The organism is Amycolatopsis sp. NPDC028719 (genome assembly GCF_055565395.1).
Genome location: NZ_JBVHUL010000013.1, coordinates 211696 through 228036, shown reverse-complemented (window position 1 = coordinate 228036; position 16341 = coordinate 211696). Strand labels below are relative to the sequence as shown.

Here is a 16341-nt window from a genome sequence, read left to right as displayed (position 1 = left end):
GACTTCGGCCCGAAGCTCTGCCGGGCCCGGCTACAGCGCCCAGGCCCGGACCCGGCGAAAGTCGCGGCCGTCCGGCGCGGGCGGCGACAAACTCGAACGTCTCGAAAGACTCGTTCATGTCGCCGGACGAGGTGAACGAGTCGTTCCTGACACCTCGGCGACAAAGTCCCAAGCCGGGCAGGCCAAGACCCTCCGTCACCACAAGACAGTGCGGTGACAGTCGATCTTGGTGTACTGGGTCCGGGTCCCGCTGGGCTGCGCCGGGCTAGGGGTACGGCGCATCCCGGGCCGGGGGCCCGTCTGTCGGCACCGTTGCCAGCAGGGCCCGGATCTCCGGGATACGGGGGTCGCCGAGGCGCTGGCAGACGGTCAGCGCCTCGGCCCAATGCTCTCGCGCCTCGTCGCCGCGGCCGGTGCGGAGCTTGAGGCGGCCGAGGGTGATCCGGACGTCGATGGTGCCGTATTCGGCGTTCAGGTCCTTCAGCTCGGTGAGCGCTTCCAGCCCGGCCTTCTCCGCTTCTTCCTGCCGGCCGGCCCCTTCGAGCGCCTCGGCGACGTTTCCCAGCGCCAGCGCCGCGTGGTAGCGGTCGCCCAGGTCGGCGAACGCCTGGTGCGCCGCCTGCGCGGCTTCGGCGGCGTTGTCGTAGTTGCGCAGGCCGATGCGGCTGGCGCTGACGTTGAGGAGGGCGTGCGGCACGAACGTCCGCTGGCCGTGGTCGCGCGCGAGGCGAACCGCCTGGAGGGCGTAGCGCTCGGCTTCCGCGTACTCCGCGCGGACGTAGTACGCGCCGGCGAGGTTGGAGAGGATCGCCACCGCCAGTGCGGTGCCGTCGCCCGCCTCGGACGCCGCGCGCGCCTCCTCCAGGGCTTCGAGGGCCTTGTCGGGCTGGAGGGTGCGCAGGTAGGCCGACCCGAGGTTGTTGGCGCTGTACTGCAAGCCGAGGTTGTCGCCCGCGTCGCGGGTGGCGGCGACGGCCGTCCGGGCGGTCGTGATCCAGTCGTCGCGGTCGTGGCGTTCGGCGAAGAACCCGCGCAGCAGCCACGCGAGCTTCCAGGCGTGGGCGGTGAAGCCGTGTTCGGCGGCGACGCCGACGAGCGCGGTCAGGACCGTGCGTTCGGTCGTGTACCAGGCGATCGTCTGTTCGTGCTGGGTGAACCGGATGGCGGGCACCGGCGCGGCGCCCAGCGTGATGTCGTCGTTGAGCAGGTCGGGACGGACCAGCTTGGTCGCTTCGGCGACGCTCGCGAGGTACCAGTCGAGGAGCCCGCGCCGGGCGGCCGCGCGTTCGGCCGCCGTCGTCTCGGTTTCGACGAGCTCGGCGGCGTAGACGCGCAGGAGGTCGTGGAACTGGTAGCGGTCGGTGCTGGGCTGGTTGAGCAGGTGCGCGGCGGCGAGCTGGTCGGCGAGCTCGCGGGCTTCCCGCAGATCCGCGCCGGCCAGCGCGGCGGCCGAGGACAGGCTGAAGCCGTGGCCGGGGTGCAGGCCCAGCAGCCGGAAGAAGCGCGCGGCGGCCGGGCGCAACGCCTTGTACGACCACGAGAACGCGGCCCGCAGGTCGGTGCCGGCGTCCTGCGGGTCGCGCAGGGTGTCGAGCCGCAGGCGCTGGTCACGCAGCTCTTCGACGATCCCCGCGAGCGAGACGCCGGAAAACCGCGACGCGCGTTCCCCGGCCAGCGCCAGAGCCAGCGGAAGCCGGCCGCAGAGCTGGACGAGCTCGGCGACGGCGGCGGGTTCGGCGGCCAGCCGCTGCGGGCCGACGCTGCCGGCGAGCAGCGCGGTGGCGTCCTGGTCGTCGAAGGAGCGCAAGGCGATCCGGCGGGCGCCGTCGCGCGCGACGATGCCGCGCAGCTGGTTGCGGCTGGTCACGACGACGAGGTTGCCGGGGCCGGGCAGGAGCGGACGGACCTGGTCGGCGTCGCGGGCGTTGTCGAGCAGCATGAGCGTGCGGCTGCCGGCCAGCCGGCTACGCAGGAGCGCCGAGCGTTCCTCCACTGTGGAAGGCAGCGCCTCCGGCGGCTCGCCGAGGGCGCGGAGGAATCCGGCCAGGGCGGCGTCCGGGGCGACGGGCGTGTCCGCGGAGTGCCCGCGCAGGTCGAGGAACAGCTGACCACCGGGGAAGCGGTCGCGGACGCGGTGCGACCAGTGCACGGCCAGCGACGTCTTCCCGACCCCGGCCGTCCCTTCGATGACGACGATGCCGGACGCGCCGCCGGGCGGGAGCCGGTCGAGTGCGGCGAGTTCGGGGCCGCGGCCGGTGAACCCGGCGACGTCGAAGGGCAGCTGCCGCGGCACAACGTGCCCAGCCGGCCCGGTGTCGGCGGTGAGCAGTTCGGCGTGCAGGCGGCGCAGGTCCTCCCCCGGCTCGACGCCCAGCTCGTCGGCCAGCAACGCGCGCAGCCCGGCGTAGCGGGCCAGCGCTTCGGCGCGGCGGCCGGACCGGGCCAGGACGCGGACCAGCCGTTCCCACAACGATTCCCGCAGCGGGTGCTGGGCGACGAGGTCGGTGAGCTCGGCGACGAGCCGGGCGTCGGCGACCAGCCCGGCATCGAGGTCGATGCGCTGCTCCACGGCGAAGAGGTACCGCTCGGTCAGCAGCGGGCCCCATTCCGCGGCCAGCGCGGGGGAACCGACCCCTTCGAGGGGCGCGCCGCCCCAGGCGGCGAGCGCGGCGGTGAGCAGGCCGCGGCGGCGGGTGGGTTCGGTCTCGGCGGCGGCCTGGTCGAGGGTGCGGAGGAAGCGCAGGGCGTCCACCCGGGACGGGTCGACGACCAGCCGGTACCCGTCCGGTTCGGTGACGACGGTTTCTTCGCCGCACAGCCGCCGCAGCCGCATGACGTAGGTCTGCAGGCTGCCGCGGATGTGCGCGGGTGGCTCTTCGCCCCAGACGCCGCGCGCGAGCGCGTCGATCGACACCAGGCGCCCCGCGGACAAGGCCAGTGTCGCGAGCAGCGCGCGCTGCCGGGAACTGGTCAGCACGACCGGCGAACCGCCGACGAGCACCTGGAACGGGCCGAGCAGCCGGATCTCGATGGTGGTCGCCCCCAGGTTCGCGCGCGCCGCAGGGCACCCGCCGGACGCGGACCCCGAGGAACGCAGCGTGGCATCACTCGGCCGGGCGCTCAAGCAACTTTGCGAAATTGGGCGGAACCGGTCCCGGGGCGCGCGGGTGCTCCGAGCGGGTGGTGCACGGGTCCCGTTCGGACGGCGGATCTTGGCAGCGGGTAACGCCGGTGCGCTCGAACGGCCGGCTCACATTTCCCGCCCGGCCGGGCCACGTACCCGGGCGGTCGGCTCGCGTACCCAGAGGGTCGGTTGGCGTACCTGGGCAGTCGGTTCACGGACTCGGAGGGTCGGCTCGGTACCCAGGGAGTCGGCCCGCGTGCCTGGACAGCCGGTTCGCGCGCCCGGACAGCCGGTTGGCGAGCGCCATTCCGAGGACTCGATCCGACTCCCCGAGTTCGCAAGCCGACTCTCTGAGTACGCGAGCCGACTCCTCAGGTACGCAAGCCGACCCTCCGGATACACGAGCCGACCGCCCAGGTACGCGAACCGACCCCCCAAGCACGCAAGCCGACTCCCCGAGTACGCAAGCCGACTCCCTAGGTACGCAAGCCGACCCTCCGAGTACACGAGCCGACCGCCCAGGTACGCGAGCCGACTTCCTGAGTACGCGAGTCGACTTGCCGGGTGCGCGAGCCCGCTCACCTCGGACTTGACCCGCTTGGGAGTGCTGCGATCCCGACGGTCGCCGCCGGGCTCGCTTCTCCCCTACCAGCTCCGGAAACGCGGCAGGGCCCCGCGCATCGTGCGCGGGGCCCTGGCCGGAAAGTCGCGCGCCCACCAGAGGTAACCCCCAGGGGGTCCCCCGGATTTCACGTTACCGCAGGGGTACGACAGTTTCGGGCGGTCAGCTCTTCTTCGCCGCGGTGGTCCGCCGGGCAGGAGCCTTGGCGGCCGTGGTCTTCCGGGCGGTCGTGGTCTTCGCGGCCGTCGTCGTCGACTTCGCGGCCGTCGTCTTCCGTGCCGTCGCCGCCGGCTTGGCGGCCGTCGACTTCGCCGCCGTCGACCTGGCCGCCGTCGCCTTCGGAGCCGCCGCTGCCTTCGGGGCCGCCTTCGCCCGCGTCGTGGTCGTCTTCGGGGCCGCCTTCGTCGCCGTCGCGCGAGCAGCAGCCGGTTTCGCCGCCGTCGCCCGGGTCCGCGTCGCCGTCGCGCGAGCGGTGGCCGGCTTTGCCGCCGCAGCGCGGGGCGTCGTCGCCCGCGTCGGCGTGGACGCGCGGGTGCCCGCGGTCGCGCGCTTGGCCGGTGCTGCTTTGGCCAGCTTCTTCGCGCCGGAAATGACGTCCTTGAAGGTGGTCCCGGCGCGGAAAGCGGGCACGGTGGTCTTCTTGACCCGCACGGCCTCACCGGTCCGCGGGTTCCGGGCCGTCCGCGCCGCGCGAGCGCGCTTCTCGAACACCCCGAAGCCGGTGATGTTGACCTTTTCGCCCTTGTTGACCGTCCGGATGATGATGTCGACCAGACCGTCGACCGCCTCGGAAGCGGCCTTCTTGTCGCCCAGGCGCTCCGTCAGCGCCTCGATCAGCTGGGCCTTGTTGGCCATACCAGTCCTCCAAGAAGGAAGTACTCGTGCACGGCCGCGCAGGGCCGACTAGCGACACGGTATTACCAAGGCAGCGCAAATTCCAGACGGGACGCGGAATCCTTCCCTTGCCCGGGGGCGGGTTCCGCCTCGCGAAGCGGCCCTCGAAGGAATCGCGGGAGGTCCGTTCGACGAAAGACGACAAAGGCGGAATCCCTTGCCTGACAAGGGATTCCGCCTCCGTCGAAGACTAGCTCGCGGCGACCGGCATGGTCGTCGGCTTCCAGGACGGGCGGGCCGACTCGTACGCGTCGATCTCACCGGCATGGCGCAACGTCAGAGCGATGTCGTCGAGGCCTTCGAGCAGCCGCCAGCGGACGTAGTCGTCGATCTGGAAGGGCGCGGTGAAGTCCTTGGCCCGCACGGTCTTGGTCTCGAGGTCGACCGTGACCTCGGTACCGGGCTCGTTCTCCAGCAGCTTCCAGAGCAGTTCGACGTCGTGCTGCTCGCACTGCGCGGCCACCAGGCCGCCCTTGCCGGAGTTGCCGCGGAAGATGTCGGCGAACCGGGCGGAGATGACGACCCGGAAGCCGTAGTCCATCAGCGCCCAGACGGCGTGCTCGCGGGAGGACCCGGTGCCGAAGTCCGGCCCCGCGACCAGCACGCTGCCCCGCGAGAACGGCTCGGTGTTGAGGATGAAGTCCTGGTCACCGCGCCAGGCGGCGAACAGGCCGTCCTCGAAGCCGGTCCGGGTCACCCGCTTGAGGTAGACCGCCGGGATGATCTGGTCGGTGTCCACGTTGGACCGGCGCAGCGGGACGCCGATGCCGGTGTGCTGGGTGAACGGTTCCATGGCAGTAGCTCCTCGGGGTGGGTCAGCGGGCGGCGGTCAGCAGGTCTTCCGGCGACGACAGCGTGCCCCGGACGGCCGTGGCGGCGGCCACGAGCGGCGAGACCAGGTGCGTCCGGCCGCCCTTGCCCTGCCGGCCCTCGAAGTTGCGGTTCGACGTCGACGCGCTGCGCTCGCCCGGCTTCAGCTGGTCCGGGTTCATGCCCAGGCACATCGAGCAGCCGGCCTGGCGCCACTCGGCGCCCGCGGCGGTGAAGACCTCGTCGAGGCCCTCCTCCTCGGCGGCCTTGCGGACGCGCATGGAGCCGGGAACCACCAGCATGCGGACCGAGTCCGCCACCTTCCGCCCGCGCAGCACCTCGGCCGCGGCCCGCAGGTCCTCGATCCGGCCGTTGGTGCAGGAGCCGAGGAAGACGGTGTCGACCGAGATCTCCCGCAGCGGCGTCCCGGGCTTCAGGTCCATATAGGACAGGGCCTTCTCAGCGGCGATGCGGTCGTTCTCGTCCGGGATCTGCTCCGGGTCGGGCACGTCGGCACCCAGCGGGAGGCCCTGGCCGGGGTTGGTGCCCCAGGTCACGAACGGCGTCAGCTCGCTCGCGTCGAGGTGCACCTCGGCGTCGAACTCCGCACCGTCGTCGGTGCGCAGCTGCCGCCAGTTCTCGACCGCCACGTCCCAGTCGGCGCCCTTCGGCGCGTGCGGGCGGCCCTTCAGGTATTCGAACGTCGTCTCGTCCGGGGCGATCATCCCGGCGCGGGCGCCGGCCTCGATCGACATGTTGCAGACGGTCATCCGCGCTTCCATCGACAGCGCCTCGATGGCCTTGCCGCGGTACTCGAGGATGTAGCCCTGCCCGCCACCGGTGCCGATCTTGGCGATCACCGCGAGGATGATGTCCTTCGCCGTGACGCCGGGGCGCAGCTCGCCGTCCACCGTGATCGCCATCGTCTTGAACGGGCTCAGCGGCAGCGTCTGGGTCGCCAGCACGTGCTCGACCTCGGAGGTGCCGATGCCGAAGGCGATGCCGCCGAACGCGCCGTGCGTGGAGGTGTGGCTGTCGCCGCAGACCACGGTCATCCCGGGCTGGGTCAGGCCGAGCTGCGGGCCGATGACGTGCACGATGCCCTGCTCGGCGTCACCCATCGGGTGCAGCCGGACACCGAACTCCTTGCAGTTGCGGCGAAGGGTGTCGACCTGCGTGCGCGAGACCGGATCGGCGATCGGGAGGTCGATGTCGACGGTCGGGACGTTGTGGTCCTCGGTCGCGATGGTGAGGTCGGGGCGGCGCACCGGCCGCCCGGCCAGGCGGAGGCCGTCGAAGGCCTGCGGGCTGGTCACTTCGTGCAGCAGGTGGAGGTCGATGTAGAGCAGGTCCGGTTCGGCGCCTTCCCCCCGGCGCACGAGGTGGCTTTCCCACACCTTCTCCGCGAGTGTGCGGGCCTTGCCGGTCGAGCTGGTCATCTCCGGCTCCTTCCACGGTTCGACGTCGGAACTCGGGCGCGCACCGCGGGGGCGAATGCGAGCCGCGAAGGAGGGGCGCAGCTCGAGTTCAGGGGTTTCCCAGATACTGGACTTCCCAAAGTGCGGGACGCTAGTATCGGTTCGTGGGACAGCATAGCGGTATCGGAGTACTGGACAAAGCAGTGGCCGTTCTGCAGGCGGTCGCGGACGACCCCTGCGGCCTGGCGGAACTGTGCACGCGGACCGGCCTGCCCCGGGCCACCGCGCACCGGCTCGCGGTCGGGCTCGAGGTGCACCGGCTGCTGCGCCGGGGTCCCGACGGCCGCTGGCGTCCCGGGACGGCGCTGGCCGAACTGGCCGGCGGTTCGACGGACCCGCTGCTCGACGCGGCCGGCGTGGTGCTGCCGAAGCTGCGGGACGTCACGGGCGAAAGCGTGCAGCTCTACCGCCGCGACGGCGTGCAGCGCGTGTGCGTCGCGACGGCGGAGCCGCCGAGTGGCCTGCGCGACACGGTCCCGGTGGGCTCGCGGCTGCCGATGACGGCGGGCTCGGGCGCGAAGGTGCTGGCCGCGTGGGCGGATCCGCACACGCAGCGCACGATCCTGGCGGACGCGGTCTTCGGCGAGCGGACGCTGCTGGAGGTGCGCCGCCGCGGCTGGGCGCAGAGCGTGGCCGAGCGGGAGCCGGGCGTGGCGAGCATTTCCGCGCCGGTGCGCGATTCGGCGGGCACGGTCGTGGCGGCGGTGTCGGTGTCCGGCCCGATCGAGCGCATCGGCCGCAAGCCGGGTGCTCGCTGGGCGGCGGACCTGCTCGCGGCGGCGGATGCGTTGCAGGAACGGCTGTAACTCCCGCCCCAGGAGTCACAGCTGTGGTCATGAACGAGTCGTTCACCGCGTCCGGCGCGGTGAAAGGGTCGTGCACGCCGCCGCGTGGGTCAGGCCTGGCCCGTTTCGAAGCGCGCCACCTTGCCGTCGCGAACCGTGAACGCCCACCGGGTCCGCATGGCGCCCCAAGTGGAGTTCGAGTAGTTCGCGACGAACGCACGACCGTCGTCCTCCGCGGTCTCCACCTCCAAGTGGCCCTGGCTGGAGAAGATCTCCTTCTCGGTCCACTCCGCGAGGTCCCGGTCCCTGCCGTCGTCCGCCATCGTCGCGTCCGGGGTGAGCGCGGCCTGGAACGCTGTGCGGTCGCCCGCGTTCAGCGCGTCGATGAACGCGCGCACCGCCGGGTCGCCGATCGAATTTGTCATGGGGTCATGGTGCACCGTTCGGGCGAACCTCGCGAAAACCGCGTATTCGGTGACCGTGGTCACGTCTCCTTCAGGACAGCACCACGGAGGGGGAACGACATGGTGAACAGAAGGGCGCTGGCGATGCTGAGGGCCGTCGGCGCGGGGCGGGCCGAACTGACCTGCAGCTGCGAGCCGGACCTGCGCGTCGACGGGCTGGCGTGCTGCGACCAGGCGACGTCGCACGAGCTGGTGCGGGCCGGGCTGATCCGGCCGGTGCGGGGACCGGTCGTGGCCGTCGGGCAGTGGACGCGGGCGGAGCTGACCGACGACGGGAGGCTCGCGCTGGGCGAGACGCTCGCCGCGGCCTGAGGCAACCGCCGGACCGCCTCGCGCGTGTACCCGCAAAGCGTCACCGCGAGGGGAAGCCATGAAGATCGCCACGGGACTGCTCGGCGCCTGCCTGCTGCTCACCGCGTGTTCGGAGCCACGCCCGGTCGCGCCGCCGACCGTGACGGTGACGGCCCCGGCCCTCACCCCGGCGCCGGCCGTCGACCCGGCGACGCTCGGCTGGATGGACGGCTTCTGCTCCGCCATCCACGGCTACCGGAAGCGCACCACCGAAGAAGTGGGGCCGGGGGAGCCCGAGCCGCACTCGGTCGCGGACGCGCAGAAGGCGTTGAGTGAGCAGCTGGGCGGCATCGCGGACCGCACGGGCGAGGTCGTCGACCGGTTGGCGGCGCTGCCGAAGGCCCCGGTGCCGCTGGCCGAGACGGTCCGGGAGGCGTTCGCCGGCAAGTACGCGACGGCCCGCGACCGCGCCCGCGACGCGAAGACGGCCCTGGACCGCGCGAAGCCGGGCGACGTGGCTTCGCAGGATCCGGCGATGACGGCGCTGCAGCAGGCCCAGCAGGACGTCGACGGCACGTACGACCCGGTGGCGCCGCTGGCGGAGTCGCCGGAAATGCTCGCCGCGGCGGCGAGCGCACCGGGCTGCAAGGCCTGACGCCGGTCAGCGCCGGGTGAGGGACGCCTGCAGCGGCAGCGAACGCGACGAATCGCCCACCTGCACCGTGAACCCGCCCCGCACCGGCTGCCACGCGTGGCTGCCCGTGTCCCAAACCGAAAAGTCGCGCGCGGCCAGCTCGATCGTCACCCGGTGGGCCTGCCCCGGCGCCAGCTCCACCCGCGAGAACCCCTTCAGCTGCCGCGGTGGTTCGCCTGCGGCCGCCGGGAAGCCCAGGTACAGCTGCGCCACCTCGGCGCCCGCCCGCCGGCCCGTGTTCCGGACCGTGAACGTCGCCGTCGCGCCGTGGCCGGTGTTGTGCACCGACAGCCCGGAGAACGCGAACGTCGTGTACGACAGGCCGTACCCGAACGGGAACAACGGTGTGCGGCCCTGAGCGTCGAACCACCGGTAGCCGACCTGCAGCCCCTCGGAGTACGTCGCGACCCCGTTGACGCCCGGGAACTGCGCCGCGGTGTTCGCCGGGGTGTCGGCGTCCGCCGCGGGGAACGTGATCGGCAGCTTCGCCGACGGGTTGACGTCGCCGAACAGCACGCTCGCCACCGCGGCGCCGTCCTGCTGGCCCGGGTACCACGCCTGCAGGATCGCCGGTACGGACGACGCCCACGGCATCAGCACCGGCCCACCGCTCTTCACGACGACCACGGTGTGCGGGTTCGCCGCGGCGACCGCCGTCACGAGCGCGTCCTGGTCGCCGTCGAGGGCCAGGCTCGGCCGGTCCTTGCCCTCGGTTTCGTTGTCGCCGACCATCACGACGGCGACGTCGGCGGTGTGCGCGAGAGAGGCCGCCCGCGCCGGGTCGCTGCCGTCGTCGAGCGTCACCACGGCTCCCGGAACGCGCTGCTGGAGGCCGGGCAGAGGGTCCACTGTGGACGTCGGGATGACGGCGGAGCTGCCCCCGCCGCCGGTCTTGGCCCGGGTCGCGAACGGCCCGATCAGCGCGATCGACTTCATCGCACGGTCGTCGAGCGGCAGCTGGGCGTGCTCGTTGCGCAGCAGCACCATGCCGCGCTCGGCGAACTGCTTCGCGGCGGCGTCGTGGCGCGCGACCGGCAGCGGCGTCAGCACCGGCGGGTGGTCGAACTGCCCGAACGCGAACATCGTGCGGAACCGCGGCCGCAGCAGCTCGTCGACGCGCTGTTCGCTCACCTGCCCGGCGAGCACAGCTTGCTTCATCTTCTCGCCGTACCAGGTGCCGTCGATCATTTCGAGGTTCATGCCGGCGTTCGCCGAGCCGACGGTGCTGTGCGCGGCACCCCAGTCCGACTGGATGAAGCCCTTGAACCCCCAGTCGTCGCGCAGCTTGTCCTGCAGCAGCGCCGGGTTCTCGCACAGGAACACGCCGTTGATCTTGGGGAAGGCGCACATGACCGAGCCCGCGCGGCCTTCGGTGACGGCCTGCTCGAAGTGCGGCAGGTAGAGCTCGTTGAGGGTGCGCTCGTCGATGTGCTCGTCGATGGTGAAGCGCTGGGTCTCCTGGTTGTTCGCCGCGTAGTGCTTGACCTCGGCGATGGTGCCGTTCTCCTGGATGCCGCGGATGTCGGCGGCGCCCAGGGCCCCGACCAGCACCGGGTCCTCCCCCATTCCCTCGAACGTCCGGCCGTTGCGCGGGACGCGGGCGATGTTGACGTCGGGGCCTTCGGACACGTTGTGCGCGAGCGCGCGGGTTTCGTCGCCGATCAGGCGGCCGTAGCGGCGCGCGAGGTCGGTGTCGAAGGTCGACGCCAGCGCCATCGTGGCCGGCAGCGCGGTCGCCGGCTTCTGCGGTTTGTCGTCGGCGGGTCCCATGCCGGCCGGCCCGTTGGCGATCCGGAAGCCGGGCACGCCCAGGCGTGGGATCGGCGGCACGAACCGCTGGTGCTCGGCGTCGGGCTGCAGGTGCAGCTGGGAGATCTTCTCGTCGAGCGTCATCGCGGCGACGAGCTCCGCGGCGCGGCGGTCGGGCGGCTGACGGGCGTCGCGCCAGGGCTGCGCGTCCGCGGTGGCGGTCGCGGGCGCCGCGAGCGAAAGTCCCAGTACCGCGGCGAGAACGAGCCGGCCGTTGCGCATGGGGTCTCCTCGTCACCGAACGGGATCGACGGCGGACAAGCTAACGCATACGTGACCAGTAAACATAGATGCGATAGTCGTTCACGTACTTGAACATCGCTGTGGCTCAACCGTTTCCCCGGCTCAAGCGTGGAGAGGGCACGCAGACGAGGGGATGCACGATGCTGAAGAAAACACTGATCGGAGTAATGGCCGCGGGGGCCGCGACACTCGCCCTGGCGGCACCGGCGCACGCGGACCAGGCCGTCGTGTGGTCGCTGACCCAGCAGGTCGAGCCCGGCGGGCAGGTCCAGGCGGTCGTGTTCGCGGAGTGGGACGTGGGCTGCACGCCGAGCGGACCGGTCACCTCCCGGGGCTTCACCGCACCGCTGCAGTGGACCGAGGGCGGGAACTGGGGCCGGCACGCCGGGTATGCGACGGCGGTCTCCCAGCCCGGCATGTACCTGGCGGTGTTCCCGTGCACCGACGGCCGGACGGCCACCGGCTCCTTCGCCGTCACGAATCCCCAGCCGCCGAGCGGCACGACCCGCCTCGAGCCGGCGAAACCGCAGGGGGCGGCCAAGCCGGGCGGCGCCACGGCAGCCTGACCATCCACAAAGGACACCCCGGGGCGGGCGCGTGCCCCCAGGCAGCCGCCCCGGGGACCCGCCCACCCCAGAGGGCGGGTCCGGCCCGGCGGGAGCGGATCGCCCCGCCGGGCCGGTCTCAGCGGGCCGCGGCCAGCCGCAGCGCCCGGTAGACGAACTGCTGGTCCCCCAGCCGGTGCCGCAGATCGCGTTCCAGCCCGGCGATCGGGTAGAGGTTCTGCGGCGCCCGCGAGTCCTTGTAAGCCACCGAGGCGAACCGTCCCAGCACCGACTGCGTCAGGTTCGCCAGCTCGGCCACCTCCGCCCGCCCGAGGTGCGGCGCCGCTTCGACGCGGACCACGCCCGACCACGGCGGCCCGCCCACCGACGGCAACCGCAGGTACCACGAATGCCGGACCCACGTCGTGCCCATCAGGAACACCGGGGTGCGCTGGTGCGGGCCCAGCCGGCCGACCATCGCGTTGAGCTCGCCGGGCAGGTACGTCGTCTGGTGGCTCTTGATGAACCCGACCGCCCGGGGCAGGTGCGTGCGCCCGCTCAACGGGCCGTCCACGACGAGCAGGTCGGTGCCGACGTGGCCGGCGATCGCCCGGCGCGCCTCGGCGGCCGTGTCCAGCTCGGCTTCGGCCAGCTGCTCCTGCAACGCCGACGACAGCACGACCGCCAGCGGCTTGTCCTCCTTGGCCGCGGAGCGGAACGCCCGGTAGACCCCCGCCGAGGTGGGGATGTCCCCCGCTTCCGAAGCCACCGTGAACACCCCGCGGCGGACGTCGGTCGCGACGACGTGCGCCCGCCCGTCGCAGCAGCACACCACCCCGGCCGCGTAGGACGCGCAGAGCCCGATGGACGCCGAGTTCATCCCCGCCGGGTCGTCGATCCAGACGCGGGCGTCGATCCGGCGGACGCCGTCGACGAACAAGATGGCCTCGGGCGGCGAAACCGGTCTCGGGTCGATCGGCGCCCACTCTTCCGTGGGCATCTCGACTTCGAGCTCGACCTCGGCTCCGGATCGCGCCAGCTCCTCGGCCTCCATCGAACTGCCGTAGCCCGGGTCCCACGAGTCGATGCTGAAGTTCATCCCGGCCAGCGCCGTCATGCGCCCTCCCTGCTGATGTGCGAGCCGGAGCCGTCGCGGGTGACCTGGAACCGCACCGGCACGCGCTCGGCGAGCGCCGGCACGTGCGTGATCACCCCGACCATCCGGGAGCCGGTGGCCGACAGGTTCTCCAAAGTGGACGCCACGACGTCCAGGGTGGCCTCGTCCAGCGTGCCGAACCCCTCGTCGAGGAAGATCGACTCGAGCTTGGTCGCGCCGTCGGCGGCCATCGCCCCGAGCTGGGACGACAGCGCGAGCGCCAGCGAAAGCGACGCCTGGAACGTCTCCCCGCCGGACAGCGTCTTCACTGGCCGCCGGGCGTCGGCCTCGTTGTGGTCCACCACGAGGAAGTCGCCCTTGTCGTGGGTCAGCTCGAACTGGCCGCCGGACAGCTCCAGCAGCGACGCGGACGCCTCGGCGACGAGCGTGTCGAGCGCCCCGGCGATCAGCCAGCGCGGGAACTTGTCCGAGCGCAGGAGATCCGCCAGCAGCCGGGCGACCTGCGCTTCGGACTCCGCGGCCGCGATGTCGCCGTGCAGGCCCGCCACGCGCGCCACGCGCCGCTTCATCTCCGTGTGGTCGGCCTCGGCGCGCGCCCGGGCCGCGGCAACGGCCACCGGGACCCGATCGCGCACCTCACCGGTTTCGTCCAGGGAGATCCCGAGCGCGGTGACGTCGTCGACGACCGCGCGTTCGGCCACCCGCAACGCGTCGGCGGCTTCGCCCTCGGCGGTCGTCGCGGCGGCCAGCCGTTCGCGGTGCCGGTTCGCCTGCCCGGCCGCCCAGTCCGTGAGCGCGGTCCAGGCGCCGAGGAGGCTCTCCCCGGCTGTGACAAGCGGGGCTTCGCCCCGGGCCGGGGGCTCCGCCACCCGGGCCCCCGAAAAGCCGTCGATCGGCGGGGCGCCAAGGCCGACCAGCGGGTCGCGCGCCCGGGACAACCGCTGGCGTTCGGCGTCGACCTGCTCGGCGATCCGCGCCTGGGCTTGCGCGGCTTGTTTCGCGGCCGCCCGGGCGGTCCGCAGGTCCGCGTCGGCCGTCTTCGCGGCTTGTTCGAGTTCGGCCACCTTCGCCAGCTGTTCGGCGACCACCTCGGCGGACGGCGCGCCGTCCAGGATCTCGGCCAGTTCGCCGTGGCGGCGCCGGGTGTTCGCCCACTCGGTGCTCGCCGACTGTTCCGCGAGCGCCGCCTCCGAAGCGCGCTTGCGCCGCTGCTCGGCGTTCCGTTCGGCGGAGGCGAGGTCGTCCGCCGCGACGACGGCTTCCTTGCCCGCGGCTTCGGCGGCCGCTTCGAGGGCGGCCAGCACCGTCCGCCGCTCCTCGAGCGCCGCCGCCGCCCAGGCGGTCAGCCGCTGCCAGCCCGCTGGGACGTCGTCGCCGCCGATCGCCGGTGCGCCCAGCTCCACCAGCGGATCCCGCGCCGCGCGCAACGCCTCCCGCGCCGCCGCGAACGACTTTTCGACTACGTCGGCTTCGTTCTGCGCCGCCACGCGCTCGGCGCGCGCCGCCGCCAGTTCCTTGTCGGCGGCGTGCGCGACCTCGGCGACGCGGGCACGGCCGTCGATCGTCGCGGACAGCCATTCGCCCCGCGCGCGCACCGCCGCGACGAGGTCCGCGTAGTCCTGCTCGGCGAACGCGGCCTCGACCGGGCGCAGCAGCACCGGCGACTCCGGCGGGCCGTCGACACCCGCGAGCGCCACGCGCAGTTCTTCCGCCTGCGCGGCCGCGGACACGGCCGAGTCGCTGTCGCGGTCCACGGCCCGTTCCAGCTTGCGCAGCGCGGACTCGGCGGCGGCGCGGCCGGATTCGGCCCGCTCGAGGCGCTGCCTCGCCTCGGCCAGGTGGGCGTGGCCGCCGGCGTCGGGCAGCGTCGCCACTTCCTGCTCGCAGACCGGGCACGGGTGCCCGACGGCGAGCCCGGCACGCAGGCTCAGCGCCTGCCCGGCCCGTTCGGCTTCGGTCACCGCCGACTTCGCCGCGGTGACTTCGGTGTCGGCGCGGGCGAAGGCGGTTCGCGCCGCTTCGAGTTCCTTGCGGCGCGCGGCCTGCTCGGGCGCCGCCTTCCGCTGGGCTTCGCACACCGCGTAGAGCGTCCTGGCGTCGGAGCGGGCGGCGGCGAGCGGGGCGACGTCCGGCTGCGCGGCCAGCACCGCGCGCGCTTCGGCGTCGGCGGTCTCGGCGCCACGCAGCCGGGCGTCGGCGTCCGCCGTGCGCTTCGCCACCCGCGCCGCCTCTTTCGACAGGTCCCCGAGATCGGCCGGCGGCCGCAGCCCGGCCAGCCGATCGCGGTCCTGCCGGACGCGCGCCGCTTCGGCGGCCGCGTTCTCCGCGGCACGTGCGGTCCCGTCCCTGGCTTCCCGGGCCACGTCGACCGCGGACACGGCCTCGGTGACCGCCGCGGCGGCGGCCGCTTTCGCCTCCGACGCCGCGGTCGCCGTCTCTTCCCGGCGCGGGAGTGCCTGCTCGACCTCGGCGAGCTCGGTGCGAGCGGCGCGGATCCGTTCCAGCTCGCCGCGAGCCGGAGCGGCGGCGAGGGCGGCCCGCGCGGCTTCGTCCGCCGCTTCGGCCCGCTCCAGCCCGGTTCGCGCCGTGGTGGCCGCCTCCACCGCGGCCTGGCGCCGGGTTTCGAGGTCTTCGACGCCGTCCGGACGTTCCAGCGCGTCGAGGACACCCAGCTCCCGCGTCAGCGACGCGACGAGCTGCCGCGCTTCGGTGTGGGCGCGGGTGGCGTCGGACAAACCCGGCAGGGCCGCGTTCACGCGCGCGTCGAGGTCCGCGAGCGCCGTCATCCGCGCGGAAAGCTCTTCGACGGCCTCCTCGGTCGCGTCGGCGTAGCTGCCGAGCTGTTCGGCGAGGACGGCGGCGCGCTGCTTCTGCTGCTCCGCCGTGACGCCGGCGCGGCGGCCGATCCGTTCGTAGACCTCCAGGCCCAGCAGCTTGATGAGGATCTTCTGCCGGTCGGCGGCCTTGGCGTGCAGGAACTCCGCGAAGTCGCCCTGGGGCAGCGCCACGCAGGTGCAGAAGTGCTTGAACGTCAACCCGAGCAGGCGCTCGATCGCCGGGGTGACCTCGGAGTCCGCGGCGATCGGGTCGGCGTCGTCCTCCGCGCCGCCGAGCGCGGTGGGGTCGGCGAGCCGTTCCAGCCGGACGTTCTTGACGCTGACCGTGGGTTTCTTCCCGCCGCTGCGCCGGACTTCCCGCACGACGTGGTAGCGGACGCCGCCCGCGTCGAACACCAGCCGCACGGTGGCCCGGTTCACCGTCGGGGCGAGCGCGGGCGCGACGAGGCCTTCGTGGTCCCAGCGCGCGACAGAGCCGTAGAGGGCGAAGGTGAGCGCGTCGATCACGGTGCTCTTGCCGGCGCCGGTCGGCCCGACGAGCGCGAAGTAGTCGGTGTCCTCGAAGCTGACTTCGGTCTTGTCGCGGAACGACGCGAAGCCGGTCATCTCGAGCAGTACAGGCCGCATG

Annotated in this window: 12 protein-coding genes; 4 read left to right on the top strand and 8 right to left on the bottom strand. The window is 73.0% G+C overall.

The genetic code is table 11. The annotated features are described in order from the left end of the window. Positions 1 to 265 precede the first annotated feature (265 nt). From ACZ4TR_RS42825 to leuC, 4 genes are all read right to left on the bottom strand, one after another. Positions 266 to 3124 carry an AfsR/SARP family transcriptional regulator gene (locus ACZ4TR_RS42825; RefSeq protein ID WP_465294004.1) on the bottom strand — a complete coding sequence of 953 codons (2859 nt, stop codon included), beginning with the start codon at positions 3122 to 3124 and terminating at the stop codon, positions 266 to 268. A 784-nt stretch (positions 3125 to 3908) separates the two neighbouring features. After that, entirely contained in the window at positions 3909 to 4601 is a 693-nt protein-coding gene (locus tag ACZ4TR_RS42820) for an HU family DNA-binding protein (RefSeq protein WP_465294002.1), read from the bottom strand. Positions 4602 to 4830: 229 nt separating this feature from the next. Further along, positions 4831 to 5433, bottom strand: coding sequence for a 3-isopropylmalate dehydratase small subunit (gene leuD, locus ACZ4TR_RS42815; RefSeq protein ID WP_465294000.1), 603 nt, complete (start codon positions 5431 to 5433; stop codon positions 4831 to 4833). A 22-nt stretch (positions 5434 to 5455) separates the two neighbouring features. After that, positions 5456 to 6889, bottom strand: a complete 1434-nt coding sequence (leuC, locus tag ACZ4TR_RS42810) for a 3-isopropylmalate dehydratase large subunit (protein WP_465293998.1) — start codon at positions 6887 to 6889, stop codon at positions 5456 to 5458. A gap of 143 nt (positions 6890 to 7032) precedes the next feature. Between leuC and ACZ4TR_RS42805 the strand changes: the two genes are divergently transcribed. Then, on the top strand, positions 7033 to 7734 hold the full coding sequence (locus tag ACZ4TR_RS42805; protein ID WP_051183801.1) for an IclR family transcriptional regulator: 702 nt from the start codon (positions 7033 to 7035) through the stop codon (positions 7732 to 7734). An 89-nt stretch (positions 7735 to 7823) separates the two neighbouring features. Here ACZ4TR_RS42805 and ACZ4TR_RS42800 read toward each other — a convergent pair whose 3' ends face one another. Then, positions 7824 to 8138, bottom strand: coding sequence for a nuclear transport factor 2-like protein (locus ACZ4TR_RS42800; protein ID WP_465293996.1), 315 nt, complete (start codon positions 8136 to 8138; stop codon positions 7824 to 7826). 99 nt (positions 8139 to 8237) lie between these two features. On the opposite strand from ACZ4TR_RS42800, the gene ACZ4TR_RS42795 reads away from it, so the two are divergent. After that, positions 8238 to 8489, top strand: coding sequence for a hypothetical protein (locus tag ACZ4TR_RS42795; RefSeq protein WP_364524994.1), 252 nt, complete (start codon positions 8238 to 8240; stop codon positions 8487 to 8489). A gap of 58 nt (positions 8490 to 8547) precedes the next feature. Beyond that, positions 8548 to 9123 (top strand): hypothetical protein, encoded by a 576-nt coding sequence (locus tag ACZ4TR_RS42790; protein WP_465293994.1) that lies wholly within the window; start codon positions 8548 to 8550, stop codon positions 9121 to 9123. A 6-nt stretch (positions 9124 to 9129) separates the two neighbouring features. Here the strand turns inward: ACZ4TR_RS42790 and ACZ4TR_RS42785 are convergent, their stop codons facing one another. Then, positions 9130 to 11193, bottom strand: a complete 2064-nt coding sequence (locus tag ACZ4TR_RS42785; protein ID WP_465293992.1) for a glycoside hydrolase family 3 C-terminal domain-containing protein — start codon at positions 11191 to 11193, stop codon at positions 9130 to 9132. Between the two features lie 161 nt (positions 11194 to 11354). On the opposite strand from ACZ4TR_RS42785, the gene ACZ4TR_RS42780 reads away from it, so the two are divergent. After that, entirely contained in the window at positions 11355 to 11780 is a 426-nt protein-coding gene (locus ACZ4TR_RS42780; RefSeq protein WP_465293990.1) for a hypothetical protein, read from the top strand. 118 nt (positions 11781 to 11898) lie between these two features. Here ACZ4TR_RS42780 and ACZ4TR_RS42775 read toward each other — a convergent pair whose 3' ends face one another. Together ACZ4TR_RS42775 and ACZ4TR_RS42770 are read right to left on the bottom strand one after the other, a co-directional pair. Continuing rightward, on the bottom strand, positions 11899 to 12876 hold the full coding sequence (locus ACZ4TR_RS42775; RefSeq protein WP_465293988.1) for a hypothetical protein: 978 nt from the start codon (positions 12874 to 12876) through the stop codon (positions 11899 to 11901). Further along, on the bottom strand, positions 12873 to 16340 hold the full coding sequence (locus ACZ4TR_RS42770; protein ID WP_465293986.1) for an AAA family ATPase: 3468 nt from the start codon (positions 16338 to 16340) through the stop codon (positions 12873 to 12875). Before ACZ4TR_RS42770 ends, ACZ4TR_RS42775 begins: the two co-directional genes overlap by 4 nt. Position 16341 lies beyond the last annotated feature (1 nt).

Bases quoted from the DNA above. Each gene is read 5' to 3' on its own strand.
- ACZ4TR_RS42790 (WP_465293994.1), top strand. From the start codon at position 8,548: ATGAAGATCGCCACGGGACTGCTCGGCGCCTGCCTGCTGCTCACCGCG.
- ACZ4TR_RS42775 (WP_465293988.1), bottom strand. From the start codon at position 12,876: ATGACGGCGCTGGCCGGGATGAACTTCAGCATCGACTCGTGGGACCCG.
- ACZ4TR_RS42820 (WP_465294002.1), bottom strand. From the start codon at position 4,601: ATGGCCAACAAGGCCCAGCTGATCGAGGCGCTGACGGAGCGCCTGGGC.
- leuC (WP_465293998.1), bottom strand. From the start codon at position 6,889: ATGACCAGCTCGACCGGCAAGGCCCGCACACTCGCGGAGAAGGTGTGG.
- ACZ4TR_RS42770 (WP_465293986.1), bottom strand. From the start codon at position 16,340: ATGCGGCCTGTACTGCTCGAGATGACCGGCTTCGCGTCGTTCCGCGAC.
- ACZ4TR_RS42800 (WP_465293996.1), bottom strand. From the start codon at position 8,138: ATGACAAATTCGATCGGCGACCCGGCGGTGCGCGCGTTCATCGACGCG.
- ACZ4TR_RS42785 (WP_465293992.1), bottom strand. From the start codon at position 11,193: ATGCGCAACGGCCGGCTCGTTCTCGCCGCGGTACTGGGACTTTCGCTC.
- ACZ4TR_RS42780 (WP_465293990.1), top strand. From the start codon at position 11,355: ATGCTGAAGAAAACACTGATCGGAGTAATGGCCGCGGGGGCCGCGACA.
- ACZ4TR_RS42795 (WP_364524994.1), top strand. From the start codon at position 8,238: ATGGTGAACAGAAGGGCGCTGGCGATGCTGAGGGCCGTCGGCGCGGGG.
- leuD (WP_465294000.1), bottom strand. From the start codon at position 5,433: ATGGAACCGTTCACCCAGCACACCGGCATCGGCGTCCCGCTGCGCCGG.